At 64.2% G+C, this 23,726-nt stretch carries 26 protein-coding genes; 7 read left to right on the top strand and 19 right to left on the bottom strand.

The annotated features are described in order from the left end of the window. Nucleotides 1–127: 127 nt before the first annotated feature. A complete protein-coding gene (locus WF331_RS27525) occupies nucleotides 128–1,147 on the bottom strand; it encodes an alpha/beta hydrolase (protein ID WP_340623503.1) in 1,020 nt (339 codons plus the stop codon). Between the two features lie 146 nt (nucleotides 1,148–1,293). On the opposite strand from WF331_RS27525, the gene WF331_RS27520 reads away from it, so the two are divergent. After that, nucleotides 1,294–2,178, top strand: coding sequence for a LysR family transcriptional regulator (locus WF331_RS27520; protein ID WP_016499080.1), 885 nt, complete (start codon nucleotides 1,294–1,296; stop codon nucleotides 2,176–2,178). A 69-nt stretch (nucleotides 2,179–2,247) separates the two neighbouring features. On the opposite strand, the gene WF331_RS27515 is transcribed toward WF331_RS27520, so the two are convergent. From WF331_RS27515 to purU, 8 genes are all read right to left on the bottom strand, one after another. Further along, nucleotides 2,248–2,985 (bottom strand): SDR family NAD(P)-dependent oxidoreductase, encoded by a 738-nt coding sequence (locus WF331_RS27515; RefSeq protein ID WP_016499081.1) that lies wholly within the window; start codon nucleotides 2,983–2,985, stop codon nucleotides 2,248–2,250. After that, a complete protein-coding gene (locus tag WF331_RS27510; RefSeq protein WP_016499082.1) occupies nucleotides 2,982–3,404 on the bottom strand; it encodes a nuclear transport factor 2 family protein in 423 nt (140 codons plus the stop codon). The genes WF331_RS27515 and WF331_RS27510 overlap by 4 nt, the downstream gene beginning before the upstream one ends. Before the next feature lie 171 nt (nucleotides 3,405–3,575). Continuing rightward, entirely contained in the window at nucleotides 3,576–4,181 is a 606-nt protein-coding gene (locus WF331_RS27505; protein WP_284398946.1) for a sarcosine oxidase, read from the bottom strand. Nucleotides 4,182–4,184: 3 nt separating this feature from the next. Next, entirely contained in the window at nucleotides 4,185–7,088 is a 2,904-nt protein-coding gene (locus WF331_RS27500) for a 2Fe-2S iron-sulfur cluster-binding protein (RefSeq protein WP_284362792.1), read from the bottom strand. Further along, on the bottom strand, nucleotides 7,085–7,390 hold the full coding sequence (locus WF331_RS27495) for a sarcosine oxidase subunit delta (protein ID WP_016499085.1): 306 nt from the start codon (nucleotides 7,388–7,390) through the stop codon (nucleotides 7,085–7,087). Before WF331_RS27495 ends, WF331_RS27500 begins: the two co-directional genes overlap by 4 nt. Before the next feature lie 11 nt (nucleotides 7,391–7,401). Next, the gene (locus tag WF331_RS27490; protein WP_016499086.1) at nucleotides 7,402–8,643 is read right to left on the bottom strand and encodes an FAD-dependent oxidoreductase; all 1,242 of its coding nucleotides are present in this window, start codon (nucleotides 8,641–8,643) and stop codon (nucleotides 7,402–7,404) included. Beyond that, a complete protein-coding gene (folD, locus tag WF331_RS27485) occupies nucleotides 8,625–9,536 on the bottom strand; it encodes a bifunctional methylenetetrahydrofolate dehydrogenase/methenyltetrahydrofolate cyclohydrolase FolD (protein WP_016499087.1) in 912 nt (303 codons plus the stop codon). The genes WF331_RS27490 and folD overlap by 19 nt, the downstream gene beginning before the upstream one ends. Continuing rightward, the gene (gene purU / locus WF331_RS27480; protein WP_016499088.1) at nucleotides 9,533–10,399 is read right to left on the bottom strand and encodes a formyltetrahydrofolate deformylase; all 867 of its coding nucleotides are present in this window, start codon (nucleotides 10,397–10,399) and stop codon (nucleotides 9,533–9,535) included. The genes folD and purU overlap by 4 nt, the downstream gene beginning before the upstream one ends. Nucleotides 10,400–10,611: 212 nt before the next feature. On the opposite strand from purU, the gene WF331_RS27475 reads away from it, so the two are divergent. The 5 genes from WF331_RS27475 to WF331_RS27455 all read left to right on the top strand — a co-directional run bounded on the left by WF331_RS27475 (nucleotide 10,612) and on the right by WF331_RS27455 (nucleotide 13,888). Then, entirely contained in the window at nucleotides 10,612–11,013 is a 402-nt protein-coding gene (locus WF331_RS27475) for a hypothetical protein (RefSeq protein WP_041168003.1), read from the top strand. Between the two features lie 249 nt (nucleotides 11,014–11,262). Beyond that, nucleotides 11,263–11,484: an MbtH family protein gene (locus WF331_RS27470; protein WP_016499090.1), complete on the top strand. Its 222-nt coding sequence runs from the start codon at nucleotides 11,263–11,265 to the stop codon at nucleotides 11,482–11,484. Then, nucleotides 11,481–12,200 (top strand): thioesterase II family protein, encoded by a 720-nt coding sequence (locus WF331_RS27465; RefSeq protein WP_156859715.1) that lies wholly within the window; start codon nucleotides 11,481–11,483, stop codon nucleotides 12,198–12,200. The genes WF331_RS27470 and WF331_RS27465 overlap by 4 nt, the downstream gene beginning before the upstream one ends. Nucleotides 12,201–12,257: 57 nt before the next feature. Further along, the gene (locus WF331_RS27460) at nucleotides 12,258–12,809 is read left to right on the top strand and encodes a hydrolase (protein ID WP_340623502.1); all 552 of its coding nucleotides are present in this window, start codon (nucleotides 12,258–12,260) and stop codon (nucleotides 12,807–12,809) included. Between the two features lie 26 nt (nucleotides 12,810–12,835). Next, nucleotides 12,836–13,888, top strand: a complete 1,053-nt coding sequence (locus WF331_RS27455; protein WP_340623501.1) for a DUF1615 domain-containing protein — start codon at nucleotides 12,836–12,838, stop codon at nucleotides 13,886–13,888. 173 nt (nucleotides 13,889–14,061) lie between these two features. Here WF331_RS27455 and WF331_RS27450 read toward each other — a convergent pair whose 3' ends face one another. The 9 genes from WF331_RS27450 to WF331_RS27410 form a co-directional block, all read right to left on the bottom strand. Further along, nucleotides 14,062–14,925: a metal ABC transporter substrate-binding protein gene (locus WF331_RS27450; protein WP_016499094.1), complete on the bottom strand. Its 864-nt coding sequence runs from the start codon at nucleotides 14,923–14,925 to the stop codon at nucleotides 14,062–14,064. Next, a complete protein-coding gene (locus tag WF331_RS27445; protein WP_016499095.1) occupies nucleotides 14,922–15,821 on the bottom strand; it encodes a metal ABC transporter permease in 900 nt (299 codons plus the stop codon). The genes WF331_RS27450 and WF331_RS27445 overlap by 4 nt, the downstream gene beginning before the upstream one ends. Then, nucleotides 15,818–16,567 (bottom strand): metal ABC transporter ATP-binding protein, encoded by a 750-nt coding sequence (locus tag WF331_RS27440; protein ID WP_084966095.1) that lies wholly within the window; start codon nucleotides 16,565–16,567, stop codon nucleotides 15,818–15,820. Before WF331_RS27440 ends, WF331_RS27445 begins: the two co-directional genes overlap by 4 nt. After that, nucleotides 16,564–17,466 carry a metal ABC transporter substrate-binding protein gene (locus WF331_RS27435; RefSeq protein ID WP_049274757.1) on the bottom strand — a complete coding sequence of 301 codons (903 nt, stop codon included), beginning with the start codon at nucleotides 17,464–17,466 and terminating at the stop codon, nucleotides 16,564–16,566. Before WF331_RS27435 ends, WF331_RS27440 begins: the two co-directional genes overlap by 4 nt. 16 nt (nucleotides 17,467–17,482) lie before the next feature. Then, entirely contained in the window at nucleotides 17,483–18,052 is a 570-nt protein-coding gene (locus tag WF331_RS27430) for a DUF6162 family protein (protein ID WP_016499098.1), read from the bottom strand. Then, on the bottom strand, nucleotides 18,049–18,369 hold the full coding sequence (locus WF331_RS27425; protein WP_016499099.1) for a hypothetical protein: 321 nt from the start codon (nucleotides 18,367–18,369) through the stop codon (nucleotides 18,049–18,051). The genes WF331_RS27430 and WF331_RS27425 overlap by 4 nt, the downstream gene beginning before the upstream one ends. After that, nucleotides 18,366–18,905 carry a hypothetical protein gene (locus WF331_RS27420; protein ID WP_016499100.1) on the bottom strand — a complete coding sequence of 180 codons (540 nt, stop codon included), beginning with the start codon at nucleotides 18,903–18,905 and terminating at the stop codon, nucleotides 18,366–18,368. Before WF331_RS27420 ends, WF331_RS27425 begins: the two co-directional genes overlap by 4 nt. Next, nucleotides 18,902–20,095 carry a PepSY-associated TM helix domain-containing protein gene (locus tag WF331_RS27415; protein WP_016499101.1) on the bottom strand — a complete coding sequence of 398 codons (1,194 nt, stop codon included), beginning with the start codon at nucleotides 20,093–20,095 and terminating at the stop codon, nucleotides 18,902–18,904. The genes WF331_RS27420 and WF331_RS27415 overlap by 4 nt, the downstream gene beginning before the upstream one ends. Before the next feature lie 176 nt (nucleotides 20,096–20,271). Further along, nucleotides 20,272–21,606: a lysine N(6)-hydroxylase/L-ornithine N(5)-oxygenase family protein gene (locus tag WF331_RS27410; RefSeq protein ID WP_174371536.1), complete on the bottom strand. Its 1,335-nt coding sequence runs from the start codon at nucleotides 21,604–21,606 to the stop codon at nucleotides 20,272–20,274. A 173-nt stretch (nucleotides 21,607–21,779) separates the two neighbouring features. Between WF331_RS27410 and WF331_RS27405 the strand changes: the two genes are divergently transcribed. Continuing rightward, nucleotides 21,780–22,226: a hypothetical protein gene (locus WF331_RS27405; protein ID WP_016499103.1), complete on the top strand. Its 447-nt coding sequence runs from the start codon at nucleotides 21,780–21,782 to the stop codon at nucleotides 22,224–22,226. 86 nt (nucleotides 22,227–22,312) lie between these two features. On the opposite strand, the gene pbpG is transcribed toward WF331_RS27405, so the two are convergent. Continuing rightward, complete coding sequence (pbpG, locus tag WF331_RS27400) at nucleotides 22,313–23,239, bottom strand: D-alanyl-D-alanine endopeptidase (protein WP_041167677.1); 927 nt, start codon at nucleotides 23,237–23,239, stop codon at nucleotides 22,313–22,315. Nucleotides 23,240–23,726 lie beyond the last annotated feature (487 nt).

Genomic DNA, 23,726 nt, shown 5'->3' with positions numbered 1-23,726 from the left:
TGTGAACAGTCAGAATCGGGCATTTAGTCCCACCACCCCTTCAAGTCTAACCATACAAGCGGGTTTACCCGCGAAGAGGCCGGACCTGCCTGACGGCATTCCAGCCTCTGCCGTCTGGGGGGTAAGGTTATTTAAGGTGGAATTTGAGTTCACCGGCCGCCTGGCGCATGGCTGCCTTCACCGCTGGCACCTGACTCAGTGGATTGAGCAGGCCGTAGTCGTGGATCATGCCGTTGTAGCGCACCGAGGTAACGGTTACCCCAGCAGCGTTCAACTTGCGTGCATACGCTTCGCCTTCATCACGCAACACATCGAACTCAGCCGTTTGCACCAGCGCTGGCGGCAAGCCCTTGAGCTGTTCACTGCTGGCCCGCAGCGGCGAGGCGTAGATCTGTTCCCGCGCCTTGGCATCGGTGGTGTAGTTGTCCCAAAACCACTTCATCATCCCGGTGGTCAGAAAGTGCCCTTCGGCAAACTGCTTGTACGATGCCGTCTCGAAGCTGGCATCGGTCACCGGCCACAGCAACAGCTGGAAGCGCAGGGCAGGGGTGCCGGCCTGTTTGGCTTTCAGCGCCACTACTGCCGCCATGTTGCCGCCAACGCTGTTGCCGGCCACCGCCAGGCGCTTGCCGTCCACGCCGATCTCCTTGCCATGCTCGGCCACCCAGCGGGTCGCAGCGTAGGCCTGGTTGATCGCCGTCGGGTAGTGCGCTTCCGGCGACGGGGTGTAGTCCACATAGACCGCCACCGCACCCGAGCCGACGACCAGGTCGCGAATCAGCCGCTGGTGGGTCGGGAAGTCGCCAAGCACCCAACCGCCGCCGTGGAAGAACATGAATACTGGCAGGTCACCCTTCACATTGGCCGGGCGGACCACTTGCAGCTTGATCGACTCGCCGCTGGCCTGGACGGTGCGTTCCTTTACTTCGATACCGGAGAGGTCGACCTTGACCGATGCCTGGGCCCCCGTCAGCACTGCCCGGGCGTCTGTCGGGCTGAGTTGTTCCAGAGGCTTGCCGCCGCCTTGTTCCAGGGCTTCGAGAAACGCCTGGGTGTGCTGCTCGACACCAGGGCTCCCCGCAGCGAAAGCGCTGGAAACGGACAGGGCCAGAAGGGAGGCGGTAAGGGTTTTGTGGACAATGTTCATGAGCGAATCCTTTTCCATGCAAGTGTTGGTAGTGGGCGTCTTGCCTGGCCTGTTGGGCCATCGCTGCGACTTGTGCGTAGGTTAGGCAGATGCACTGGCGGGAAAAAGCCGCTATAAAGCGTTTGACTGTCACCATGAGCGAGACAATGAACCCCTACGAAGACATGCGCATCTTTGCCCAGGTCATGGAGGCCGGCAGTTTTACCGCCGCCGCCGACCGCCTGGGCATGTCCAAGCAATCGGTCAGCCGGCGCCTGATGCAGCTCGAAGAGCGCTTGGGCGTACGCCTGCTCAACCGCTCTACCCGGCGCCTGGACGCCACGCCGCTGGGCCAGCACTACTACCAGTCGGCGCTGCGCCTGCTGGGCGAGGTGCAGCAGGTGGAACACGACATCAGCGGCCAGGCCCAGGCCCTGCGCGGCACCTTGCGGCTGAGCGCACCGCTGTCGTTCGCCATGTCACACCTGGGCTGCCTGTTGACCGAGTTTTTGCAATTGCACCCGCAAGTGGATGTCGAGGTGGACCTCAGTGATCGTGCCGTGGACCTGATCGGCGAAGGCTACGACCTGGCGCTGCGGATTGGCGCGCTGGAGGACTCCAGCCTGATTGCGCGGCGCATTGCCAGTGTCGAGCGGGTGTATTGCGCGAGCCCGGCGTACCTGCAGGCGCGGGGTGTACCGCTAAAACCGGAGGATCTGGCCGGGCACGACTGCCTGCCCTATGGTCATTCTCGCCAGGTGCAGTGGCAGTTCCGCCAGGGCGGCAAGGCGCAGGCGATTCAGGTGACAGGGCGCATGCGCGCGAACAACGGCGAGTTGCTCAGGGATGCCGCTATCGCCGGGATGGGGGTGACCTACCTGCCGACCTTCATCGTTGGGCAGGCGTTGGCGGATGGGCGGCTGGTGAATGTGCTTGAAGAGTGGACGCCGCCTGCCTTGCAGTTATCAGCGGTGTATCCGCAGCACAGGCAGGTGGCGCGGCCGGTGCAGGGGTTTGTGAGCTTTTTGCGCGAGCGCTTGGTGCAGTTGTAGGCCAGCCTCGGCACCTTGCCGCGAAGCGCAACGCCAGCGGCAAGGCGAGCGTCCGGATCGACGCCAGGATCAAGCCAGATGGCGGCCCAGCTTGAGGCGCCAGCGCGCCGGCAAAGCGCCCAGCAAGCGCAGCACCAATATGAAGGTGGCGGGGAAGGCGATTTCCAGCGGCCGGCGTGGCAGGCGCGCGATGATATGAGTGGCGGCGCGTTCGGCGCTCCATAGCTGGGGCATGGGGAAGTCGTTGCGGCGGGTGAGGGGGGTGTCGACGAAGCCGGGACTGACCAGGGTGACATCGATACCTTCGCCCGCCAGGTCGATGCGCAGGGACTCGACCAGATACCGCAATGCCGCCTTCGACGCGCCATAGGCGCCGGCGCGCGGCAGCGCCAACCAGCTGACCGAACTGCCCATCACCACCAGGTGTGGCTGCTGGCCGCGGCGTAGTAACGGCAGGGCGGCGGCCAGGCAAAGGCTGGTGCCGGTCAGGTTGGTACGTATCACTCGCTCGACAAGCGCCGGGTCGAAGTGCCCCGGCTCCAGGTACTCGCAGGTGCCCGCATTGAGGATCACCTGGTCCAGTGCGCCCCAGGCGCGCTCGATCTCCCCGGCCATCTGCGCCACCTGCCCAGGCTGGTCGATATCGCCCACGGTCAGCAGTACCTGCCCCGGGAACTGCGCGGCCAGTGCCGTCAGCTTGTCTGCGTGGCGTGCACCCAACGCCACCTGATGGCCTTGCTCCAGCAAGTGCAATGCCAGCGCAGCACCAATGCCGCTGCCGGCACCGGTGAGCCAGCAACGGCTCATGCCAGCCTGCCTTTAAGCCAGCGAATGGCGCGGCCCATGACCGGCACATGCTCGTACAGCAGCGCGCCGGCGTCGAAGTAATCCTGGTGAAAGTGCACCCGCTCATGCCAGCGCAGGTGGCTGCACCCCTGCAGGCTGATCAGTTGCCCACGGGCCAGCTGCGGGTGGCGATATTGCAAGGTCCAGCGAATGTAGCCGTGGCCCGGTTCCAGCTCGTCGGTGCCTTCGAAGCGGTAATGGCACTCGGGCACCTTCGCGTACAACTGGGCGAAATAAGCCCGCAGCGCGGGAAGGCCGGTGAGCTGGTGCAGAGGGTCGCGAAATGCTACGTCCTCGCTGTACAGGTCGTTCAGCAAGTCGAGGTTGTGTGTATCGAGCGTGGCAAAGCGTTCGGCGAAGGATTGCAGGTAGCTGGACATGCACAATACCTGTACAAGTTAGGTTCTTTGTACAAGGTATAGTGCAGGTCGCTGTAGAAATCTATACAGAATAATTATTCTGTACAGGGTGTGTTCGTTCGACATGAGATTTTCTGCGCCTGAGAGATCGAGCGCCGCGCGGGTGGCGCTCGATCTCCCAGGCGCAGAAAATCATGTGGTGAACTCGCCCAGCCCGATCAAACCGCCATCGAACTCATCCATGGCATCCAGCATCGCTTCGCGCAAGTAAGCCAGCGATGCCCGATCGAACAGCAACTGCAACGCCGGCCGCTCGTCACTGCCCACATTCACCACAATTACATTTATCCGTGCCGCTGAAGTCTGCGCTACCGCCCCGACCGGAAACGCCCCGGCACGTAAATCCACCCCGCACAACTTGGCCATCACCCCACTGCCATGCACCCCTGACAGTTGCAACCAGGCATGGCTGTCCTGGCGCGGCAGCAGGTAGTTACGCTGTGCATCCTGCACCCACTCGGCTTCCGCGGCAGCCACCCGTGCGCCTTCGTCGGCCAGGCTGCCCAGCAACAGGTACTCGGTCTGCGACAACCGCGCTACCCAGCCGCCGTCGTCCTGTCGCGCGGCCTGGTTCGGCTGCTGAGGTAAACGGTAGCCACGTTGCTGCAGGTAGGCAGCACTGTCGCCCCCACGAAAGCCGACCCGTGCCACATCGGTCAGGTCAGTCAACGCACAGGTGTGCAACAACTCGGCCCGCGGGCTGCGAGGGATAAACGCTTCGGCTTGCAAACTGGTCATGGCTCAGAGCTCCTGGCGCAGGTTGTCGGGATCGTAGAACGGCAGTTGCACCACCTTGGCGTGCACCATCGCGCCGCCTTCCACGCGGATCGGGATGTGCGTGCCGGGGGTGGCCTGGTGGGCGCCGGCATAGGCCAGGCCGATGATTTGCCCCAAGGTTTGCGAGTACTCGCAGGAAGTGACATTGCCGGTGATGTCCGGCCCGTCCAGTACCAGGTGCCCCTCAAGTGGCTGCGGGCTGCCCTGTGGCAGGGTGAACCCGACCAGCTTGCGCTTGAGCGGCTGCGCCTCAAGGATTTCGATGGAACGCTTACCGACGAAGAACGGCTTCTTGCGGCCGATGGCCCACTGCATGTCGATCTCTGCCGGGTGGGTCATGCCGTCGGTGTCCTGGCTAATGATCACATGGCCTTTTTCCAGGCGCAGCAGGCGCTGGGTCTCGACACCGAACGGGCGAATACCCAGGTCCGTACCGGCTTGCATCAGGGCGTCCCACAAGCGTTCGGCATGGCGCGCCGGCACATGCACTTCATAGCCCAGTTCACCGACGAAACCCACCCGCAGGATGCGCGCCGAAATGCCAGCCACCTCGCCCTGGCGTACGCCGAGGTAGGGGAAGGCTTCTGCCGACAGGTCCACGTCTTCGCACACCTTGGCCAGCACCTGGCGTGACAGTGGCCCGGCCAGGTTGACGGCGGCCAGGGCGGCGGTAACGTTGGTGATGTCCACGTCCAGGCGCCACTGCGCGTTCCACTTCAGCATCTGTTGGTAGATGCTTTCGACACCGCTGGTAGTGGCGGTGACATAGAAGTGTTGCTCGCCCAGGCGTGCACAGACGCCGTCGTCTATCACCACGCCCTGTTCGTTGGTCATCAGCGCATAGCGGGTGCGGCCGACAGGCAGTTTGGCAAAGCCGAAGGTGTACACGCGCTCCAGCAGTTCTGCAGCGTCGGGGCCGCGTACGTCCAGGCCGCCCAGAGTAGAAACGTCGATCAGGCCAACTTTTTCCCGCACATGGCGGGCTTCTTCCTGCATGCAGCGCTCACGTTCCTCTGGCTTGCCGTAATAAGCCGGACGTTGCCAGATACCGGCAGGCATCATTTTCGCCCCGGCTTGCAGGTGGCGACGGTGCATGGGTGTTTGCCGGTACGGGTCGAAGGCACGACCGGCGACATGCGCCAGCTTTTCGGCCTGGAACGGTGGGCGCGCGGTGGTCACCCCGGTCTCGCTGATGCTGCGGCCAGTGGCATGGGCGACCAGGCGTGCAGTGGGCAGCGCCGAGTGGCGCCCCTGCGACGGGCCCATGCCGACCGTGGAGAAGCGCTTGACCAGTTGTATGTCACGGTAGCCACTGCGGGTGGCGTTGACGATGTCGCGCACTTGCAGGTCTTCGTCGAAGTCGACGAAATCCTTGCCTTTGGGGTGCGGGAAAATCGGCCAGGGGAAATTGACCTTGGCTTCGGCGCTGAACACAGGCTGCGACGGCGCTTGCAGGCCCAGCGCTGCCAGTGCATCGGCGGCCCCGCGTGTGGCATCGGCCAGCACGTTGGCCAGCGAGTGACGGCCGTTTACCGAGCCAGCGATATCCAGCCCGGCCGGCAGGTCGCTGAGGGTGAACTCGTCACGGTTGACGTCATAAGCCAGCTTGCCACCGGCCTGGCACAGCAACTGATACACCGGCATGTAGCCCGCCGACATGCACAGCAAGTCGCAGGCCAGGCGCAGGCCATGCGCGCCGACCTTGCCCTGGCCGGTGATCGGGCGAATGTCCACCCCGCTGACATGGCGCATGCCTGTTTCGTGCAGCGCTTCGTACACCGTGCTGCCCAGGTGCACGGGGATATCGCGGCGCTTCAGTTCGGCAGCCAGTGCGGCATCGGCTGGCGCGGCGCGCATATCGACCACGGCAGCCACGGCCACGCCTTGCTCCTGCAGGTCGAGGGCGGCCAGGTAGCCATCATCGTGGCCGGTGAGGATCACCGCGCGCTGGCCCGGCTTGACCGCGTACAGCTTCATCAGCCGCTGGGCGGCGCTGGTCAGCATCACCCCCGGCAGGTCGTTGTTGCGGAACACCACCGGCTGGTCGAACGAACCGGCCGCCACCAGGCAACGGCTGGCGCGTACCTTGTACAAGCGCTTGTGCTGGATCACCGGCAGGTAATTGTCGGTGAACCAGCCGTTGCAGGTGGCCTCCAGCAGCACCTGGATGTTCGGGTGGCCCTCGAGGGTGGCCAGCAGCTCCTGGCGCAGGCTGGCGGCGCGGGTGCCGGCGATGTCGAAGCGGGCGTAGGCAAGCGAGCCACCCAGCACAGGCTGTTGTTCGATCAGCAGCACCTTGGCCCCGGCATTGGCCGCGTCCAGCGCGGCGCGCAGGCCGGCGGGGCCGCCGCCGATGACCGCCACATCAACGAACAGGTAGGCTTTGTCGTAGTACTGCGGCTTGAAGCCAAGGTCGAGCACGCCCAGGCCGGCCTTCTTGCGAATCAGCGGCTCCCACACCTTCCACATGCCCTTGGGCTTGTAGAAAGAGCGGTAGTAGAAGCCCACCGGCATGAAGCGTGAGAACTTGCCCAGGTAGGCGTCACGGTCCTGCGTCAGGCTGCCGTTGAAGTTCTGCCCTTCGACCACCTGGCCCTCGCGGGCGGCTTCCAGGTCGGCCAGCACGTTGGGTTCTTCAGGCAATTGCACCAAGGTGTTGGCGTCCTGGCCGGCCATGCTCAGCGGGCCGCGTGGGCGATGGTATTTGAACGAGCGCGACAGCAGCCAGCGGCCGTTACCCAGCAGGGCGCTGGCAATGGTGTCACCGGCAAAGCCTTGGCAGGCCTGGCCGTCGAACTCGAAGCGCAGGGGCCGCTCGCGGTCGATCAGCAGGCCCATGGGCACGGGGAGGCGGGTAGGGCTGTTCATCCGGCGATCTCCGGGGTGGCGGCGGGGGTGAAGTCGACGCGGCGGTCGAACAGTGCTTTCGGGTCGAAGGTGCGCAGCACCTGGTCGCTTCCCGTGTGGCGCTCGGCCAGGAACCAGTAGCTGGAGGCGTTGTGCAGCCACCACTCGGTCACCACCCCGGCCAGGTTGTCGCTGTTGAACACATAGTCGGCCCACTCGGCGTCGCTGCAGCTAGCCGGGTCGGGCATGTGCTTGAACTCGCCGCCGTAGGTGAACTCGCTGATGTTGCGCGGGCCGTTCAAGGGGCAGGTCAGGATCTTCATCGGCGTTGCTCCTAGTGGCTGGCCGCAGTGGCGCCCATTTCGTTGACTTGCTGGAAGCGGCTGAAGCGCTCCAGGGCGAAGGGGGCGATCATTTCGGGTACCTTGCCGCCGCTGGCCACCAGCTCGGCCATGGTCTTGCCGCAGATGGGCGTGGCCTTGAAGCCCCAGGTTCCCCAGCCGGCATCCAGGTAGTAGTTGTGCACTGGCGACAGGCCCATGATCGGGCTGTAATCCGGGGTCATGTCGGTCATCCCGGCCCACTGGCGCATCAGCTTGGCGTTGGCCATGAACGGGAACATCTCGATGGCGTGGGCCAGCAGGCTTTCCTTGAGGTCGAGGGTGGAGCGGGTGTTGTACAGCGGGTAAGGGTCGGAGCCGCCGCCAAAGACGATTTCCCCACGGCTGGTCTGTTGCACATAACAATGCAGCGCCGACGAGCTGACCAGCGGATCGAGAAATGGCTTGAACGGTTGGGTGACCATGGCCTGCAGCGGGTAGGTGTGAATCGGCGCACGGATGCCTGCCTTGGCCATCAGCAGCGAACTGGCGCCGGCCACGGCCTGGACCACGCAGCCGCACTGCACCGTGCCACGGTTGGTCTTCACCGCTTCGATGCGGCCATTGCGAATCAGCAGGTCCTGTACTTCGGTCAGCTGGTGGATTTCCACTCCGCGCTTGGCCGCCTGTTTGGCGTAGCCCCAGGCCACTGCGTCATGGCGTGCAGTGGCACCGTCGATGTGCCACAGGCCTGCCAGCACCGGCAGGTGGCCAGGGTCGAGGTTGAGGCTGGGCACCAGTTCGCGAATCTGTTGGCGGTCGATCATTTCGGTGCGCCCGCCAAAGTGCTTGTTGACCTCGGCACGCTGGCGGAAGGCGCGCACGGTGGCATCGGTGTGCGCCAGGGTGAGCTGGCCGCGCTCGGAATACATGATGTTGAAGTCGAACTCGTTGGACAGGTTCTGGAACATGCGCACCGATTCTGCGTAAAAGCGCACACCCTCGCTGGTGAGGTAGTTGGAGCGGATAACCGCAGTGTTGCGTGCGGTGTTTCCGCCTCCCAGGTAGGCCTTTTCCAGCACGGCGACGTTGGTCACGCCGTGGTACTTGGCCAGGTAGTAGGCGATGGCCAGGCCGTGGCCGCCGCCGCCAATGATCACCACGTCATAACGAGGCTTGAGTTCGCACGGTGGCGGCAGGTCGACCTCCACCGGGTAGTCGGCACTCAGGCCGTATTTCAGCAGGGCGAAAGGCATGCGGTGCGCTCCTGGTGGGCGGCCTGTTGCTGCAGGTCGAGGGCGAGCAGGGTGTTTTTCATCAGGTAGGCGATGGTCATCGGGCCGACGCCACCGGGCACCGGAGTAATGCCGGCGACCTGGGGCAGGGCAGCGGCGAAGTCGACATCACCGACCAGGCGGCTGTGGCCGCCGTCATCGACGCGGTTGATGCCGACGTCGATCACCACCGCGCCGGGCTTGAGCCAGTCGGCGCCTATCAGCCGAGGTTTGCCCACTGCGGCCACCAGGATGTCGGCCTGGCGGCACAGCGCCGGCAGGTCGCGGCTGCGCGAGTGCACCACGGTCACCGTGCAGTCGGCCTGCAGCAGCAGGGCAGCCATGGGCTTGCCGACAATGTTCGAGCGGCCGACCACCACCGCATGCTTGCCGCGCAGCTCGCCACAGGCGTCGCGCAGCAGGCGCATGCAACCGTTGGGGGTGCACGGGGTGAGCACATCGCGGCCCTGGGCCAGGCCACCAACGTTCTCGCTGTGGAAGCCGTCCACGTCCTTGAGCGGGCTGATGGCTTGCAACACAAAGTGCTCGTCGATGTGCGCGGGCAACGGCAGTTGCACGAGGATGCCGTTTACCTCCGGGTCGCGGTTAAGGCGGTCGATCAAGGTCAGCAGGTGGGCCTGGGTGGTGTCGGCGGGCAGGCGATGTTCCAACGAGCGGATGCCCACCTCTTCGGCGCGCAGCACCTTGTTGCGTACGTACACCTGGCTGGCGGCATCGGCGCCCACCAGCACCACGGCCAGGCCTGGTTGCACGCCGCCCTGGCGCAGTTCCTGCACCTGCGCGCGCACTTCGGCCAGCACCCGCGCGGCGGTGGCCTTGCCGTCGATCAGCTTGACGCTGGGAAGGGCGCTCATTTGAAGATCACCGTGCGGTCGTGGTTAAGGAACACCCGGTGTTCCAGGTGGTATTTCACGGCGCGGGACAGGGCGATGGTCTCGGTGTCGCGGCCGATGGCCACCAGGTCGTCTGGCGCGTAGGCGTGGTCAACGCGCTGCACTTCCTGCTCGATGATCGGGCCCTCGTCCAGGTCGCTGGTCACATAGTGGGCGGTGGCGCCGATCAGCTTGACCCCGCGCTGGTAGGCCTGGTGGTAGGGCTTGGCCCCTTTGAAACCGGGCAGGAACGAGTGATGGATGTTGATCGCCCGGCCCGACAGCTGGCGGCACAGGTCATCGGAGAGGATTTGCATGTAGCGCGCCAGCACCACCAGTTCGGTGCCGGTGTCCTCGACGATGCGCAGCAGCGCGGCTTCCTGTTCGGCCTTGGTGTCTTTGCTCACCGGCAGGTAGACGAAGCGAATGCCCTGGCGCTCGGCCATCGGGCGCAGGTCCAGGTGGTTGGAAACCACGGCGGTGATGTGCATGTCCAGCTCGCCCTTGGCGTGGCGGTACAGCAGGTCGGACAGGCAGTGGTCGAACTTGCTCACCATCAGCAGCACACGCATGGGCCGGGCGCTGCTGTGCAGGCTCCATTGCATGTCGAAGCGCTGGGCCACGTCGGTAAAGCCGGCCTCCAGCTGCGGCGTGTCACCGCTGATACCGGTGTTGAAGCGGAACACGGCGCGCATGAAGAAGCGCCCATTGTCCTCGTCGTCGAACTGCGCCATCTCGCTGATGTAGCAACCGTGCTCGGCCAGGTAGGTGGTCACCGCGGCGACGATGCCAGACACGGCCGGGCAGCTGACGCGCAGGATGAAGTGATCGGGAGCGGGGTGCATGTCGGATAGGCCTCGTGATGGAGTGGGGCAGGTCGGGCACAAGGGGCAAAAGAAGCTTCGCGAGAGGGCGAAGTGGTGTTTCTTCGTAGGAATATAAATTTCCTTTAGGCGATTTATAGGCGAAATGAGGGGGGCCGGTCTAGCGGTTTGTGAAATTTTTTATCCTGACAGGAAAGTTTTTTTTGAGGCCTTTGCCGGGCTATGCTTGCTCCATGACCACACCACCGCCTCTGCGCCAACCTTGCCCTCCTGGTGCCTGCGACTGCGGCCGCGAACACTTGGTCGATCACCCGCAGGCGGCCCGGCGCATCCTCCTGCTGACCCGACAGGAAGAAAAGCGCCTGCTTGAACGCCTGGAAAACCTCAAGGACCTCGAGGACCTGCAACGCCTGCAGCAACGCCTGTACGAAAACCTCGGCATCCGCGTGCACATTGCCCCCGGCTACAACGAAGTGCGGACCATGCGCGGTATCGTCATTGAACTGGATGACCAGCCGGGTCTGTGCCGCAAGACCCGGCAGTCGATCCCGGCAGCAATTCGGCGCGGGCTGGAGCGCAACCCGCAGGTGGCCTTCCGTCTGCTGGATACCCACGACCTGCTGCGTGATGCCTGACCTTTGATTTCTGCACCGCTTGCTCTTTGTGGGAGCGGCCTTGTGTCGCGATAGGGCTGCGCAGCAGCCCCGGCTATTTCATTGGAAACGCCGAAATCGGGGGGCCGCTTTGCGGCCCTATCGCGACACAAGGCCGCTTCCACACGGTGGCGCGTCAGTTCCTCTAATTTTTTCAACGCTTGCTACGTCTACTTGAAAGCCCCCCTGCACCAGGCGTGCAGCGGCACTTACCATTCAAGGAGACAGGCAATGACTTCCGTTTTCGACCGCGACGATATTCAGTTCCAGGTAGTGGTCAACCACGAAGAGCAGTACTCGATCTGGCCGGACTACAAGGCCATCCCCAACGGCTGGCGTGCCGTGGGCAAGAGTGGTTTGAAAAAGGACTGCCTGGCCTACATCGACGAGGTGTGGACCGACATGCGCCCGCTGAGCCTGCGTCAGAAAATGGCCGAAGCCGCTACTCAGTGACTGCCCTGAACCTGCTGTGCCTGCCGTATTCCGGGGCCAGCGCCATGGTCTACAGCCGCTGGCGGCGCAAGCTGCCAGCCTGGCTGCAAGTGCGCCCGGTGGAGCTGCCCGGTCGTGGTGCGCGCATGGCCGAGCCGCTGCACACCGATATGCAAGCCCTGGCCCGGCAACTGGCCAGCGAGCAGCGCCTGGCGGCCAGTGCCCCCTATGCGCTGCTTGGGCACAGCCTGGGCGCGCTGCTGGCCTTCGAGCTGGCCCATGAACTGCAGGCGTTGGGCTGCCCGCCACCCTTGGCGCTGTTCGCCTGCGGCACGGCGGCGCCCACGCGGCGTGAGGACTACGACGGCAAGAACTGGCGCGAGCCCAAGAGTGACGCCGAGCTGATCAACGAGTTGCGCGAGCTTCAGGGTACGCCCGAGGAAGTGCTGGCCAATGCGGAGCTGATGAGCCTGACCTTGCCCACCCTGCGCGCGGACTTTTTGCTCTGCGGCACCTACGCCTACCGCCAGCGACCGGCGTTGCAGTGCCCGCTGCACGTGCTGGGCGGCGCGGATGACCGGGCCAGCGACGAGCAATTGCAGGCCTGGCGCCAGGAAACCCACGGCGACTTCTCGCTGCGGATGTTCCCGGGCGGCCACTTCTTCATCCATGAGCAGGAGGACCACGTGCTCGGCGCGCTGACTGCTTCGCTGGAACCGCTTCGGCTTTCTGCCTGATTGACGTCACCGCTTGCCTGGGGGAGGCTAGGCCTTTTCCCAGGCAAGGGGCGGACAATGCTGATCGATCCACACAAGGCCACGCTGCTGGTCGTCGACATCCAGGAAAAACTCATCGGCGCCATGAGCGACCCCGAGGGCACCCGGGCACGGGCGCGCTGGTTGCTGGCTGCGACTGCCGAGCTGGAGTTGCCGACGGTGATTTCCGAGCAGTATCCCAAGGGGCTAGGGCATACCGTGGCGGATCTTCTGGCCGCAGCCCCGGCAGCCGAAGTGGTGGAAAAAAGCCATTTTTCCTGCGTGGCCGCCGAGTGCCTGCCGGCCAGCCTGATGGCGCGTGAGCAGGTGATCGTTTGTGGTATGGAAACCCATGTCTGCGTGCTGCAGACGGTGCTTGGCCTGCTGGCGTTGGGCAAGCAGGTGTTCGTGGTCGAGGATGCCTGCGACAGCCGCACGCCGGCCAGCAAGGCGGCGGGGCTGGCGCGCATGCGTGCTGCCGGGGCCCAGGTGGTGACCCGCGAGATGGTGCTGTTCGAATTGATGGGCAGTGCTAGCCACCCGCTGTTCCGCCACATCAGTAAAACCTACCTGGTCGGTGAACAGCCCTGAACGGCCGGTTACTGGCTGCCGGGTTGATGGCCCTGGCGCTGCTGCAAGGTTGTGCCGGGCGCCGTGAAGAAGCACCGGAAGCAGACCCGGCCAAGGTCCGCGCCCAGCTGCTGCGGTTGCTGCCTGCGCAGACCAGGGACCGCGAGGGCTGGGCCAGGGACATTCAAGTGGCATTCGAAGCCCAGCGCATTGCACCGAGCAAAAGCAACCTGTGCGCCGTGTTGGCGGTGACCGAGCAAGAGTCGACCTTCACTGCCGACCCGCAGGTGCCCAACCTGGGGCGTATCGCCCGTGAGGAAATCGACCGCCGTGCCGCACGCCTGCATGTTCCCAGGCTGCTGGTCGACGGCGCTCTGAAAACCCCTTCGGGCAACGGCCAGAGCTACCAGCAGCGTTTGCAGGCAGTGCGCAGCGAGAAGCAGCTGAGCGAGCTGTATGACGAGGTCATTGCCCGTGTACCGCTGGGCAAGACTTTGCTGGGCGGGCTGAACCCGGTGCACACCGGCGGGCCGATGCAGGTCAGCATCGACTTCGCCGAAAAGCATGCGCAGGCTTACCCCTACAGCCATGACGGCACGATTCGCCAGGAAGTGTTCACCCGGCGCGGCGGTATGTATTTCGGTATTGCCCACCTGTTGGGCTACCCGGCCAGTTATGAACGCCAGTTGTACCGTTTTGGCGACTTCAACGCAGGCTGGTACGCCAGCCGCAACGCGGCGTTCCAGGCGGCATTGAGCAAGGCGACCGGCGTGCCGCTTGCCCTGGACGGCGACCTGATTGCACCGGGGGCGATCATGCCAGGCACCACCGAGCAGGCCGCGAGAAAGTTGGGGGTGAAGCTGGGGCTGCGTAACCCGCAGATTCGCAGCCAGCTGGAGGAGGGCGACAGCCTGGCGTTCGAAGGCAGCAAACTGTACAGCGGAGTATTTGCCCTGGCGGATGCCAAGGCCGGTAAACCGGTGCCACGGGCGGTGTTGCCGGGGATCGAGCTGAAGAGCCCGAAGATCACCCGCAAGCTGACCACGGCATGGTTTGCCGGGCGGGTGGATGAGCGTTATCAGCGGTGCATGAAGCGTTAGTCATGTGTTGCCTGTGCCGGCCTCTTCGCGGGTAAACCCGCTCCCACAGGGTTAGCACTGACCATGAGGTCAGTGCAGTACCTCAAGGCCTTTGCAGGGATACCATTGGTTCGGAAGGCAGTGAGGTCCCTGTGGGAGCGGGTTTACCCGCGAAAGGGCCGGCGCAAACAACGTCAGCTTTCGCCCAATGCCCCCACCACCTGGTCGACACTGGCCTTCAACCCTGCAAACGCATCGTCAGGGTCACTCTCCACCACCACCAGCTTGGCCCCGGCTGCCTTGATCACTTCGGCCACCGCCGCGTCCGGCTGGCGGTGGTCCAGCACCAACGCGACATCCTGCGCTTTCAGATTTTCCTCCAACGCCTTGAGCGCGGCAGCATCCCACTCGGCCGGCAGCGGCTGCTCCACCACGTCCAGGTTCAACCCGCTGGCGAGGTAACCCAGCCGGTCGGACAGGCTCACCACGGTCAGGTTGTCGACCTTGGCCAGGCGTGTCTGGCTGCTGGCCGAAAGCTCCAGCAACTGGCGTTTGAGGCCCGCCAGGTTGCCCTGGATCTTCGCTTTGTCACTTGGGGCAAGGCGCTCCAGATCGTTGGCCACCACATCCGCCATACGCCCCAGGTTGGTCGGGTTGAGCCAGGGGTAGGCGCCATAGGCGTCATCACCCGAGACCGCAATCCCTGGCAGCGCACCGTCCACCGGGCGTGCGGCATCGATTTCGACGATGCGGATGTTGCTGCGCCGGGCCATTGGGTACAGCGGGTCGTCTCGCCAGATCGAACGCACGCCGATCACCGCGTCGGCCTGCTGTGCGGCTTTCTCCAGGCTGGCGCCACCGCGCCCGCTGAAGTACGACGGCTGGCGGCTGGCCGGCAGGTTGGCCGGCGCCGCACGTTTTAGCTGTACTGCAGTGCCGTCGAGCAGGGCGCTGGCCAGGCTGTGGGTGACGGGCAGGGTGGTCAGCACTTGTGTGGCAAAAGACAGCGATGGCAGGCCGGCCAGCGCCAGCGCCAGGGTCAGGCGTTTGAAGTTCATGCCGGGTTTCCTTGCAGGCGGGGGACGAGGGCGCGGGCCAGGGCGGCCAGGGCAAAGCACATGCCGGCGACCAGGATGATCGCGGCGCCTGACGGCACCGGCAGGTCGAAAACGATCGGCAGCAGGATGCCAAACAGGGTGCTGATGGTGGCAATCACCACCGACAGGAAGAAAAAGCCCTTGAGCGACTGGCTCACCAGGCGAGCGGCGGCAGCGGGGATGACCAGTAGCGCACCGACCAGGATGGCCCCGATCACCTTCACGGCGGCCACGGTCACCAGGGTCACCAGCACCACGAACAGGTAGTCCAGGGTTTTCACCGCTACCCCGCGCACGGCCGCCAGCTGTGGGTTGAAGCTGGCCAGCATGATGCGGTTGTACAGCGGCAGCGCCAAGGCCAGCACCAGTACTGCGACGATGCCCAACACCACCAGGTCTTGGCCGCTGACGGTCAGCACCGAGCCGAACAGCACGTTTTCGAGGATGTGTACGTTGATCTTGCCAGCCAGCATCAGCAGCAAGCTGGCACCCAGCGCCAGCGACACTGACAGGAACACGCCGATCAGCGTGTCCGGCGACAGCCCGGTGCGGTTGCGCAGGAAGTTAAGCAAGATACCGAACAGCAGGCAGTAGCCGAACAGGCTGCCATAGGGGCCGGTGTAGGGCTCGCCCAGCAGGATGCCGATGGCCACGCCGGTCAGCGCGGCATGGCCCACTGCCTCGGAGAAGAAGGCAAAGCGCTTGACCACCACCAGGGTGCCCAGGCCGCCCAGCACCGGGCCGATCATCATGCCGGCCAGCAGGGCGTTGACCACGAAACCGTAGGCCAGTGCCTCGGGCAGGTAACCAGCGGTAGCCCATTCCTGGACCAGTTGGCGAAATGCTTCAAAACTCATGAGGCAAGGCTCTCGCTACGCGGGTGAACGGAGAACAGGCCGAGCAGGCGCTCCGGGGTCAGGGCCTGGGCGGGTGGGGCGTCGAACAGCACCTTGCGGCTCAGGCCGGTTACCCGGTCAGCAAGGCGCAGCACGGCTTCCAGGTCGTGCTCAATCCACAGCACGGTGGTGCCAGCCTGGCGCCAGCCCTTGAGCAACTGCTCGAACACCTGGATACCGGCCTCATCGAGTGCCGACATGGGCTCGTCCAGCACCAGCAACTGCGGCTCGGGGATCAGGCCCTGGGCCAGCAGCACGCGCTGGCGCTCGCCCCCGGACAACGCACCCATGCGCCGCTTGCGCTTGTCGAGCATGCCGACCCGCGCCAGGGCCGCGTCGATGGCCGGTTGCACGCGCCGCGACAGGCCGAGAAAGGCCGGGCGGCGCTGGCACATGGCGGCCATGAAGTCGTCCACGGTCATTGGCAGACCGCGGTCGAACTCCAATGCCTGGGGCACATAGCCGATCACTTCGCGTTCGCTAGGCCAATGCAGGGTGAGTTGGCCCTGATGCGGCATCTGCCCGAGCAGGGTCTTGATCAGCGAGCTCTTGCCGCCGCCGTTGGGGCCGACGATGGCGTGCACGCTGCCGGCGGCCACGCTGAAACCGACCTGTTCCAGGATGCGTGTGCGGCCTAGCGTCAGGTCGATGCCGGCGAACTCGATGCGCGGCCCGAAGCCCGTCACCAGGTTGGCGGCGGCGGTCATGCGCGGTTCTCCTGGATGGCGCGGACCACGGTGTCGAGGTTGCGCTTCATCTCCACTTCGTACTTGTCCTTGGTGTATTCGCCATAGGAAATGTGCGTCAGCGGGTACAGACGCACGCCAGATTCGCGCTGGATGGTCTCGACGTAGGCCGACGGGAAGTCCATTTCCGAGAAGATCACCCGCACGTCCAGGGCCTTGAGCTGGTCGATGGTCTTCTTCAGCTGGGCCGGGCTGGGCTCGATGCCATGGGCAGGCTCGACCACGGCCGTCACCTCCAGGCCGAAGTCGCGTACCAGGTAGTCGTAGGCGGCATGGATGGTGGCAACCCGGAAGGTGGCGCTGGGCGCCTCGGTGACCTTGGCCAGGGCTTCGGCACGCAGCGCGCGCAGGCGCTTGGCGTAGGCGCGGGCGTTTTGCGTGTAGAGCTTGGCGTTGTCCGGGTCGAGCTTGCCCAGTTCGCGGGCGATGTTGTTGACCTGCGCGATGGTGGTGCTGATCGACAGGAAAGTGTGCGGGTTGACCACCTTGCCTGCGCCACGGGCGGCAATGCCGGTGGCTGCCAGCAACGGCACGTTCTGGTTGGCTTCGATGGTGTTGATGCCGGGCTTTTCGCTGGCGGCGATCATGCGGTCGGCGAAGTCGTCGTGGCCGACACCGTTGAGCACCACCACATCCAGGGTGCCGATGCGCTTGATGTCCTCGGCCCGTGGCTCGTAGGCGTGGGGGTTGAAGCCCGCTGGAATCAGCGGTACCACTTCGGCCTTGTCGCCGACGATGTTGGTCACGTAGCTGTAGTAGGGGTGCAGGGTGATGCCGATGCGCAGGGGCTTGCCGTTATCGGCCAGGGCCATTGCCGGCAGGGCAAGGGCCAGGAGCAGGGCGAGGGCGGAGCGGAACATGGGGAAGTCCTTGGGTTCAGTGGCGGTGTTCGCGGGTAACCCCGGCGTCGTAGTGGCTGACCACCTGCTGCCAGCCCGCGGCGATCAGGGCTGCCTGGCCGAGGTCGTCCGGGGTCATGGCGGCGCTGTCGCGGCGCAGCCAGACATCGGCCTGGCCAGTGCTGTCGGCCGGCAGGATCAGCAGCAGGCTGCCGGCGACTTCCGGGGCCTGGCTGCGGCCCAGGTAAGCGCCGGGCTCCAGCCACGACCATTGGTGGCCGCCGCGGCTCTGGCTGCCGGCATCGACCACGAAGGGTGGCAGGCCTTCTTCGGCCAGGGCCTGCACGCTAGGCACGGCAGCGTTTTCTTCACGCAACAGCTGGATTTCGTCGAAGGCCACCCGCAGGTCGGTGTACAGGCCTTGTTCGGCGGCGGTGAGGTCGCGCCGGGCGTCGATCTGGTGGCTGGCGATGGTCTGTTCGTCTTCGCGCTCGCCACGCAGCAGCACTACGCTGGCAGCGAGCACCACAATCAGCAGGCTGATCAAAAGCACGTACAGGGTTTCGTGCCCGGCGCCGGCCGGGCGAATCACTTGGGCGCGGCTCATGGCTGGGCGATATCGGCGTAGTCGACTTCAACAACGTGCCCGGGGCCTGCATCGAACAGCACGTAGAACTCGCCGTCCGGGCGCTTGAAGGTGAGCGTCGAGTCGTCGCCAAGCTTGCCGCCGACCAGCACTTGCTCGTCATAGCCGATCACATCCAGGGTCACCCCCGGGGCACCGCTGCCGTCCGAGAAACCGCCGGTGCACGTGACCTGGCCGCCGGCCGTTTCTTCGCATTCGCACATCGGGTTGTGCGCCAGGGCAGGGCCGGCGGCCAGCACCAGCAAGGGCAGGGCGAGGGTTCGCATCAGCTGTTTCATTTCTTGCCTCCTTGTTTTTCGAGCCAGGCCACGGTGGCTGGCGATGCTTTGGCCAGCGGGACCGACGCCTGGTGCATGCTGCCGTCCCAGCCTTCCAGGGTGATCCAGATCTGTGCGTCGGGTTTGGTGCGGGGCGGGATGGGCAGGTTGGTGCCCATGCGATAAGGCGCACCGAAGAAGATCGTGCCGGCGGCACGCAGGCTGCGCGGTTTGCCAATGCGCAGGTAAACGGCCTTGACGTCATTGATGCAGGCTTTGCATAGCGCCGCGTTGAAGGATTTGAAATTGCCAGCCGGGCCGTCTTGGCGTGGTGCTTCGTCACGCAGTTCAGCCAGGTCCAGGGTATAGGGGCCTGCCTGGATACCGGTGATCACGTTGGCCCCCAGCCCGGCGTCGCCACGGAACAGCTTTGCGTCGTTGAAATACTTGGGCATGAAGCCCAGCGGCACCAGGATCAACAGGATGTTCAGGTGAAAACGCCACTTCAGCCACCATTGCTTCAGTGGGCGGGCGGGCACGGCCTGTGCGTGGCTCATGGTTGGGTCTCCAGGGAGGTCTGGGCGCGCGCAGCGCGGGGTGTGCGTTCGCTGCGCTTGAGGGCGGCGGCGGTGGCCTGCGCGGTGCGCTTGGTCCAGATCAGCAAGCCGCTGAACACCATCAGGGTGAGCACCAGGCCGAAGAAGAACCAGATCAGCTTGATCGGCAGGCCGCCGAAGTCGCCGGTGTGCAAGGGGCGCATGGACTCGGTGACGAACTCCAGCGTCGAGCGGTCGCTGAGCAGGAACTGGCTGTCGACGTTGCGCGTGTAAGGGTTGACGTCGGCGCTCTGGAACATCAGCGGATACCAACCACGCCCGCCCATTGAAACATGGCTGTAAGCGGTGGACGGCAACGAAATGAAGCTGATTTCCAGGCCCGGGATCGCCAGGCCGGCGATGCGCGCTGCCTCATCCAGGTCGATGCGCGGGGCAGGGCTGCCATCGGGTGTTTGTGGCACATCTTCGCGGGCGATCACCGGCACGATGGGCCGGCTGGAAATGGTGATGTGGTTGTCGAACAGGATTGCCTGGATCAGGAACCAGGTACCGGTAATGGAAATGACCGCAATGAACCAGATCGACCAGACGCCCGCCAGGCGATGCAAGTCGCCCCAGAAGATGCGCGAGCCATGCCCCGTGCGTACCGGTTTGAAGAAGCCCTTCCAGAACTTCTTGTACACCACCAGCCCGGTTACCAACGATGCCAGCATGGGCAAGCCGAGAATCGACACCAGGTACCAGCCCCAGCTGAAACCGTTGGTGAAGGGCACCAGCCACCAGCCGTGCAGGGCGCGGGTGAAGCCTTCGAAGTTGAAGTCGGGGGATTTGCCCTGGATGGCGCCGGTGTACGGGTTGACGTACAGCGTCGGGCTGGTGCCGTCTGGCAATGTCACATCCGCCGTGAGGGCAAAGTGAGAGCCGTCGGGTTGTCTGAGCGACTCCACGACCATGTCCGGATCGGCTTTGTGCATGGCGTCCAGCACCTGCTGGAAGCTGAGGCGCTCGGCGTCGGCGTAGGGCTTGCTGGCACGCACATCGGAGTTGGCAAGCCAGACGATCTCCTGGCTGACCACGGCGAGCATGCCGGTAAAGCAGACGATCAGCACAAAGAACCAGATCGGCAGGGCGAGCCAGCTATGGACCAGGAACCACAGCCTGGATTTGGATTTTTTCGGTGATTTGGCCATCAGACGGTCTTCTGCATTGGGTGGTCGAGCGTGTGCCCAACCAAAGAGGGCTGTACTGATAAGGACGAATGAGAATTGAAAACCTGCCGTTTTAAATGCAAGCAAATGTTTCTAAGCGCAAGGCCGGCCTGCGCGCGAGGCGTCAGCCGGCCTTGAAAAGAGATGTTGCAGAGGGGTCAGGCGCGGGTCAGGGCCACGGCAGGTTGCGGTTTGCCGTGCAGCTGCGCCAGGTCCTGGTACAGCGCACGGCCAATTTCCGCAGCGCGGGCCGGCAGCACCGAGAGCAGCGTGTCGCTCAGGCCGTGGCTGTTCTCGCAGAAGCCCTGCAGGTACACCGAGGCCTGCAGGTCGGGGCTGGCCAGCACTCGGTAGTTGCGGTCAACGCTGAAGTCGTCCAGGTAACCGGCCAGCGGTGCCAGCAAGTCACGGTGCGAGCGGCGTTCGTAGCCGGTGGCGAGAATCACCGCGTCGTAGCGGTGGGTTTGCTGCTGGCCGGTGGCGAGGTCGCGCAGGGTCAGTTCCAGGCCTTCGCGGGTAGCCACAACGGCTTCGACCTGGCGGCGGCACAGCACGTTGTGACGGTGCTGGTGGGCGACCTTCTGCCGGTACAGGATGCCGTAGATACGTTCGATCAGGTTAAGGTCCACCACGGAGTAGTTGGTGTTGTGATATTCGCCCAGCAGTTTGCTGCGCTGGTCGGCCGGTTCGTTGTAGACCAGGTCGGTGTAGTCCGGCGAGAAGATCTCGTTGACGAAGGGGCTGTCGTCGGCGGGTTTGAGCGCCGAGCCACGCAGGACCATGTCGACCTTGACCGACGGGTAGCTGTCGTTGAGGTCGATGAATGCCTCGGCGGCGCTTTGCCCCGACCCGATCACCGCGATGCGCATCGGTTTGCCGGCGGTGCACGGCAGCTTGTTCAGGCTGCTCAGGTACTGGGAGTGATGGAATACCCGCGGGTCGTCCTTGAAGGCACCGAACTTTTCCGGGATTTTTGGCGTGCCGCCGCTGCCAACCACCACCGAGCGGGTGCGGCGGCTGTATTCGCGGCCCTGGGCGTCGCGCGAGACCAAGCGCAGGTGCTCGACACGGCCAGCCTGCACCTCCGGTTCGATGCGCAGCACTTCCTGGCCATACACCGCCTGGGTGGCGAAGTGTTCGGCGGCCCAGCGCAGGTAGTCGTTGTACTCCAGGCGGCAGGGGTAGAAGGTGCCGAGGTTGATGAAGTCGGCCAGGCGCTGCTTCTGGTGCAGGTAATTGACGAAGCTGTAGGGGCTGGTGGGGTTGCGCAACGACACCAGGTCCTTGAGGAACGAGATCTGCAGCTCGCTCTGGGTGGCCAGGGTTTCGCCGTGCCAGCGGTAGTCCTGCTGCTTGTCGATGAACAGTGCGTCGAGGGCATGGCCCTGGGACTCGGCGAGTTCTTCCAGGGCAATGGCCAAGGCCAGGTTGGAAGGGCCGAAGCCCACGCCGATCAGATCTTTGATGGTTTCCTGCTGTGAGGACTGGCTCATGGCTGCGATTCCCTGAATGGTCGAATATGGACGCCCGCCGGGGCTCCGGCTCCTGCGCAAGTACATGTGTTGGAACGAGCCAGTCGCGGGGGAATTTAAGCGGGCTAAAGAACTGCGAGGGGGGGCCGATAGGGTGGTTACGGCAAGGACCTATCTTTCAGCAGGGAATCGACATGAGCGGAATCACGGCAAGCAACCTGATGATCAATGGCATTTCAGCGCAGACGCTGAGCGCGAACGCAACGACCGAACGCGAACAGGCAAAACAGGCTGGCGAGGCACTGGGCCCCTTGAGCATCAGTAGCGACAGCATGAAGGTTTCTGCGGGTAGCCAGGCGCAACCTACGGACAGTGAAGACAGTGGTGAGTCCGAGGCCGTAACCGAGCTGCGTCAGCTGATCAAGGACCTGCAGAAGCAGCTTGTCGAGGAGCAGAAGCAGTTGGCCGCATTGCAGAACAGCAAGATGGATGACGCTGCCAAGGCGGCTGCGGTGGGCGCCAAGCAGGCGAGCATTGCAACCATCAACGGCCAGATCATGGCTGCCACGGCGCAGCTACTGGAGCTGTTGCAGCAAGAGGGTGGCAGCAGCTCGGGCGGGATGGTCAGCGCCACGGCCTGACTGTCTGGCGCAACAACCTGTCGGAGCGGCCTTGCGTCGCGATGGGCCGCAAGGCCGCTCCCACACACAGCGCCAGTGGCAGGCGCTTATTCGGACGCCACGCGCCCCTTGTTCTGCCGGTCGCTCTTGTACTGCATGGCCACTGCCGGTGCCGGCTTGGCGGCACCGGTCTCCAGCCACTGACGCATGCGGCTGGCATCGGCGAAGTGGGTGTATTTGCCGAAGGCGTCGAGGATGACCATGGCCACCGGGCGGTTGTCCATGCGGGTCAGCAGCACCAGGCAGTGCCCGGCTTCGTTGGTGAACCCGGTCTTGGTCAGCTTGATGTCCCAGTTGCTTTTGTTTACCAGGTGGTCAGTGTTGCGGAAGCCCAGGGTGTAGTTGGGCTTGCGGAAGGCCACGGTCTTCTCGCGGGTGGTCGACAACTCGCTCAGCATCGGGTATTTGCGCGAAGCCATCAGCAATTTGGCCAGGTCGCGGGCGGTGGACACGTTCTGCGTCGACAGGCCGGTCGGCTCTACGTAGCGGGTATGTGCCATGCCCAGGCTGCGGGCCTTGGCATTCATCGCCTTGATGAACGCCGGATAGCCGCCGGGGTAGGCGTTGGCCAGGCTGTTGGCGGCACGGTTTTCCGACGACATCAGGGTAATCAGCAGGGTTTCGCGGCGGTCGAGCTGGCTGCCCAGGCGCACGCGCGAATACACGCCTTTCATTTCCGGGTTGTTGGCAATGGTCATGGTGAGCATGTCATCCATGGGCAGCTTGGCATCCAGCACCACCATCGCTGTCATCAGCTTGGTTACCGAAGCGATCGGCACCACGCGGTCGGCGTGGCTCGAATACAGCTCCTGGTTGGTATTCAGGTCGATCAGCAGGGCGCTGCCTGAAGCCAGATGCAACTTGGACGGGTCACGTTGGACTTGGGCCGGGGGTTGTGCAGCAGCAGTCGACGGAAGGGTCGCGGTACCTGTGAGCAACAGCAGCAGGCTGAGGATGGACAGGGATGTTTTCACGTTGAGGCTCACTAAAAGTTGGTATGTCGTTGGCTGTGCAAGGGTTTTCCCCAAAAACCGATGCATTCTGGAGTATGGCTGAATTGCTGTCGAATGCCTTATGACTAAAGGGCGCAAGGTGAACGAAATTTAATCCTTTACCATTTCTGTACCAATTACGTTGTTTTCCAGTTTCGCTCGTAGAACGCCGCGAACACCAGGTTGCCCCGGGACAAGCTATCGTGCATCCACTCGAGCATGAAGGGGTCTACCTGCTTCTTGTTCTTGCGCGGCGACTCAATCGATGCCGTGGAAATGGACGCCCAGCGTCTGGCCCCTCGTAGTTCAGGTAGTCAGCTGCCAGATTGACGGAGCCTTCGCCGCCGCAGCCTTGGCCGCTGCCTCGATAGCTTCGAGTCCAACTCAATTTTCGGACACGGGTATTGATCGTGTCCCGGGAAGTGGTGTAACTGAACCAGCCGAAGGCGCCCTGCGGGCGAAAGAGGTT

The organism is Pseudomonas sp. YNh (genome assembly GCF_037993085.1).
Taxonomy (GTDB): Bacteria; Pseudomonadota; Gammaproteobacteria; order Pseudomonadales; family Pseudomonadaceae; genus Aquipseudomonas; species Aquipseudomonas putida.
Note: the sequence above shows the minus strand (reverse complement) of the source record. Positions and strands in the feature narration are given on the sequence as shown.

Bases quoted from the DNA above. Each gene is read 5' to 3' on its own strand.
- WF331_RS27405 (WP_016499103.1), top strand. From the start codon at position 21,780: ATGAGCGGAATCACGGCAAGCAACCTGATGATCAATGGCATTTCAGCG.
- WF331_RS27495 (WP_016499085.1), bottom strand. From the start codon at position 7,390: ATGAAGATCCTGACCTGCCCCTTGAACGGCCCGCGCAACATCAGCGAG.
- folD (WP_016499087.1), bottom strand. From the start codon at position 9,536: ATGAGCGCCCTTCCCAGCGTCAAGCTGATCGACGGCAAGGCCACCGCC.
- WF331_RS27415 (WP_016499101.1), bottom strand. From the start codon at position 20,095: ATGGCCAAATCACCGAAAAAATCCAAATCCAGGCTGTGGTTCCTGGTC.
- WF331_RS27420 (WP_016499100.1), bottom strand. From the start codon at position 18,905: ATGAGCCACGCACAGGCCGTGCCCGCCCGCCCACTGAAGCAATGGTGG.
- WF331_RS27520 (WP_016499080.1), top strand. From the start codon at position 1,294: ATGAACCCCTACGAAGACATGCGCATCTTTGCCCAGGTCATGGAGGCC.
- WF331_RS27440 (WP_084966095.1), bottom strand. From the start codon at position 16,567: ATGACCGCCGCCGCCAACCTGGTGACGGGCTTCGGGCCGCGCATCGAG.
- WF331_RS27455 (WP_340623501.1), top strand. From the start codon at position 12,836: ATGGCCCTGGCGCTGCTGCAAGGTTGTGCCGGGCGCCGTGAAGAAGCA.
- WF331_RS27410 (WP_174371536.1), bottom strand. From the start codon at position 21,606: ATGAGCCAGTCCTCACAGCAGGAAACCATCAAAGATCTGATCGGCGTG.
- WF331_RS27515 (WP_016499081.1), bottom strand. From the start codon at position 2,985: ATGAGCCGTTGCTGGCTCACCGGTGCCGGCAGCGGCATTGGTGCTGCG.
- WF331_RS27445 (WP_016499095.1), bottom strand. From the start codon at position 15,821: ATGAGTTTTGAAGCATTTCGCCAACTGGTCCAGGAATGGGCTACCGCT.
- WF331_RS27450 (WP_016499094.1), bottom strand. From the start codon at position 14,925: ATGAACTTCAAACGCCTGACCCTGGCGCTGGCGCTGGCCGGCCTGCCA.
- WF331_RS27435 (WP_049274757.1), bottom strand. From the start codon at position 17,466: ATGTTCCGCTCCGCCCTCGCCCTGCTCCTGGCCCTTGCCCTGCCGGCA.
- WF331_RS27510 (WP_016499082.1), bottom strand. From the start codon at position 3,404: ATGTCCAGCTACCTGCAATCCTTCGCCGAACGCTTTGCCACGCTCGAT.
- WF331_RS27525 (WP_340623503.1), bottom strand. From the start codon at position 1,147: ATGAACATTGTCCACAAAACCCTTACCGCCTCCCTTCTGGCCCTGTCC.
- WF331_RS27490 (WP_016499086.1), bottom strand. From the start codon at position 8,643: ATGCCTTTCGCCCTGCTGAAATACGGCCTGAGTGCCGACTACCCGGTG.
- WF331_RS27470 (WP_016499090.1), top strand. From the start codon at position 11,263: ATGACTTCCGTTTTCGACCGCGACGATATTCAGTTCCAGGTAGTGGTC.
- WF331_RS27475 (WP_041168003.1), top strand. From the start codon at position 10,612: ATGACCACACCACCGCCTCTGCGCCAACCTTGCCCTCCTGGTGCCTGC.
- WF331_RS27500 (WP_284362792.1), bottom strand. From the start codon at position 7,088: ATGAACAGCCCTACCCGCCTCCCCGTGCCCATGGGCCTGCTGATCGAC.
- purU (WP_016499088.1), bottom strand. From the start codon at position 10,399: ATGCACCCCGCTCCCGATCACTTCATCCTGCGCGTCAGCTGCCCGGCC.
- WF331_RS27460 (WP_340623502.1), top strand. From the start codon at position 12,258: ATGCTGATCGATCCACACAAGGCCACGCTGCTGGTCGTCGACATCCAG.
- WF331_RS27425 (WP_016499099.1), bottom strand. From the start codon at position 18,369: ATGAAACAGCTGATGCGAACCCTCGCCCTGCCCTTGCTGGTGCTGGCC.
- WF331_RS27505 (WP_284398946.1), bottom strand. From the start codon at position 4,181: ATGACCAGTTTGCAAGCCGAAGCGTTTATCCCTCGCAGCCCGCGGGCC.
- WF331_RS27430 (WP_016499098.1), bottom strand. From the start codon at position 18,052: ATGAGCCGCGCCCAAGTGATTCGCCCGGCCGGCGCCGGGCACGAAACC.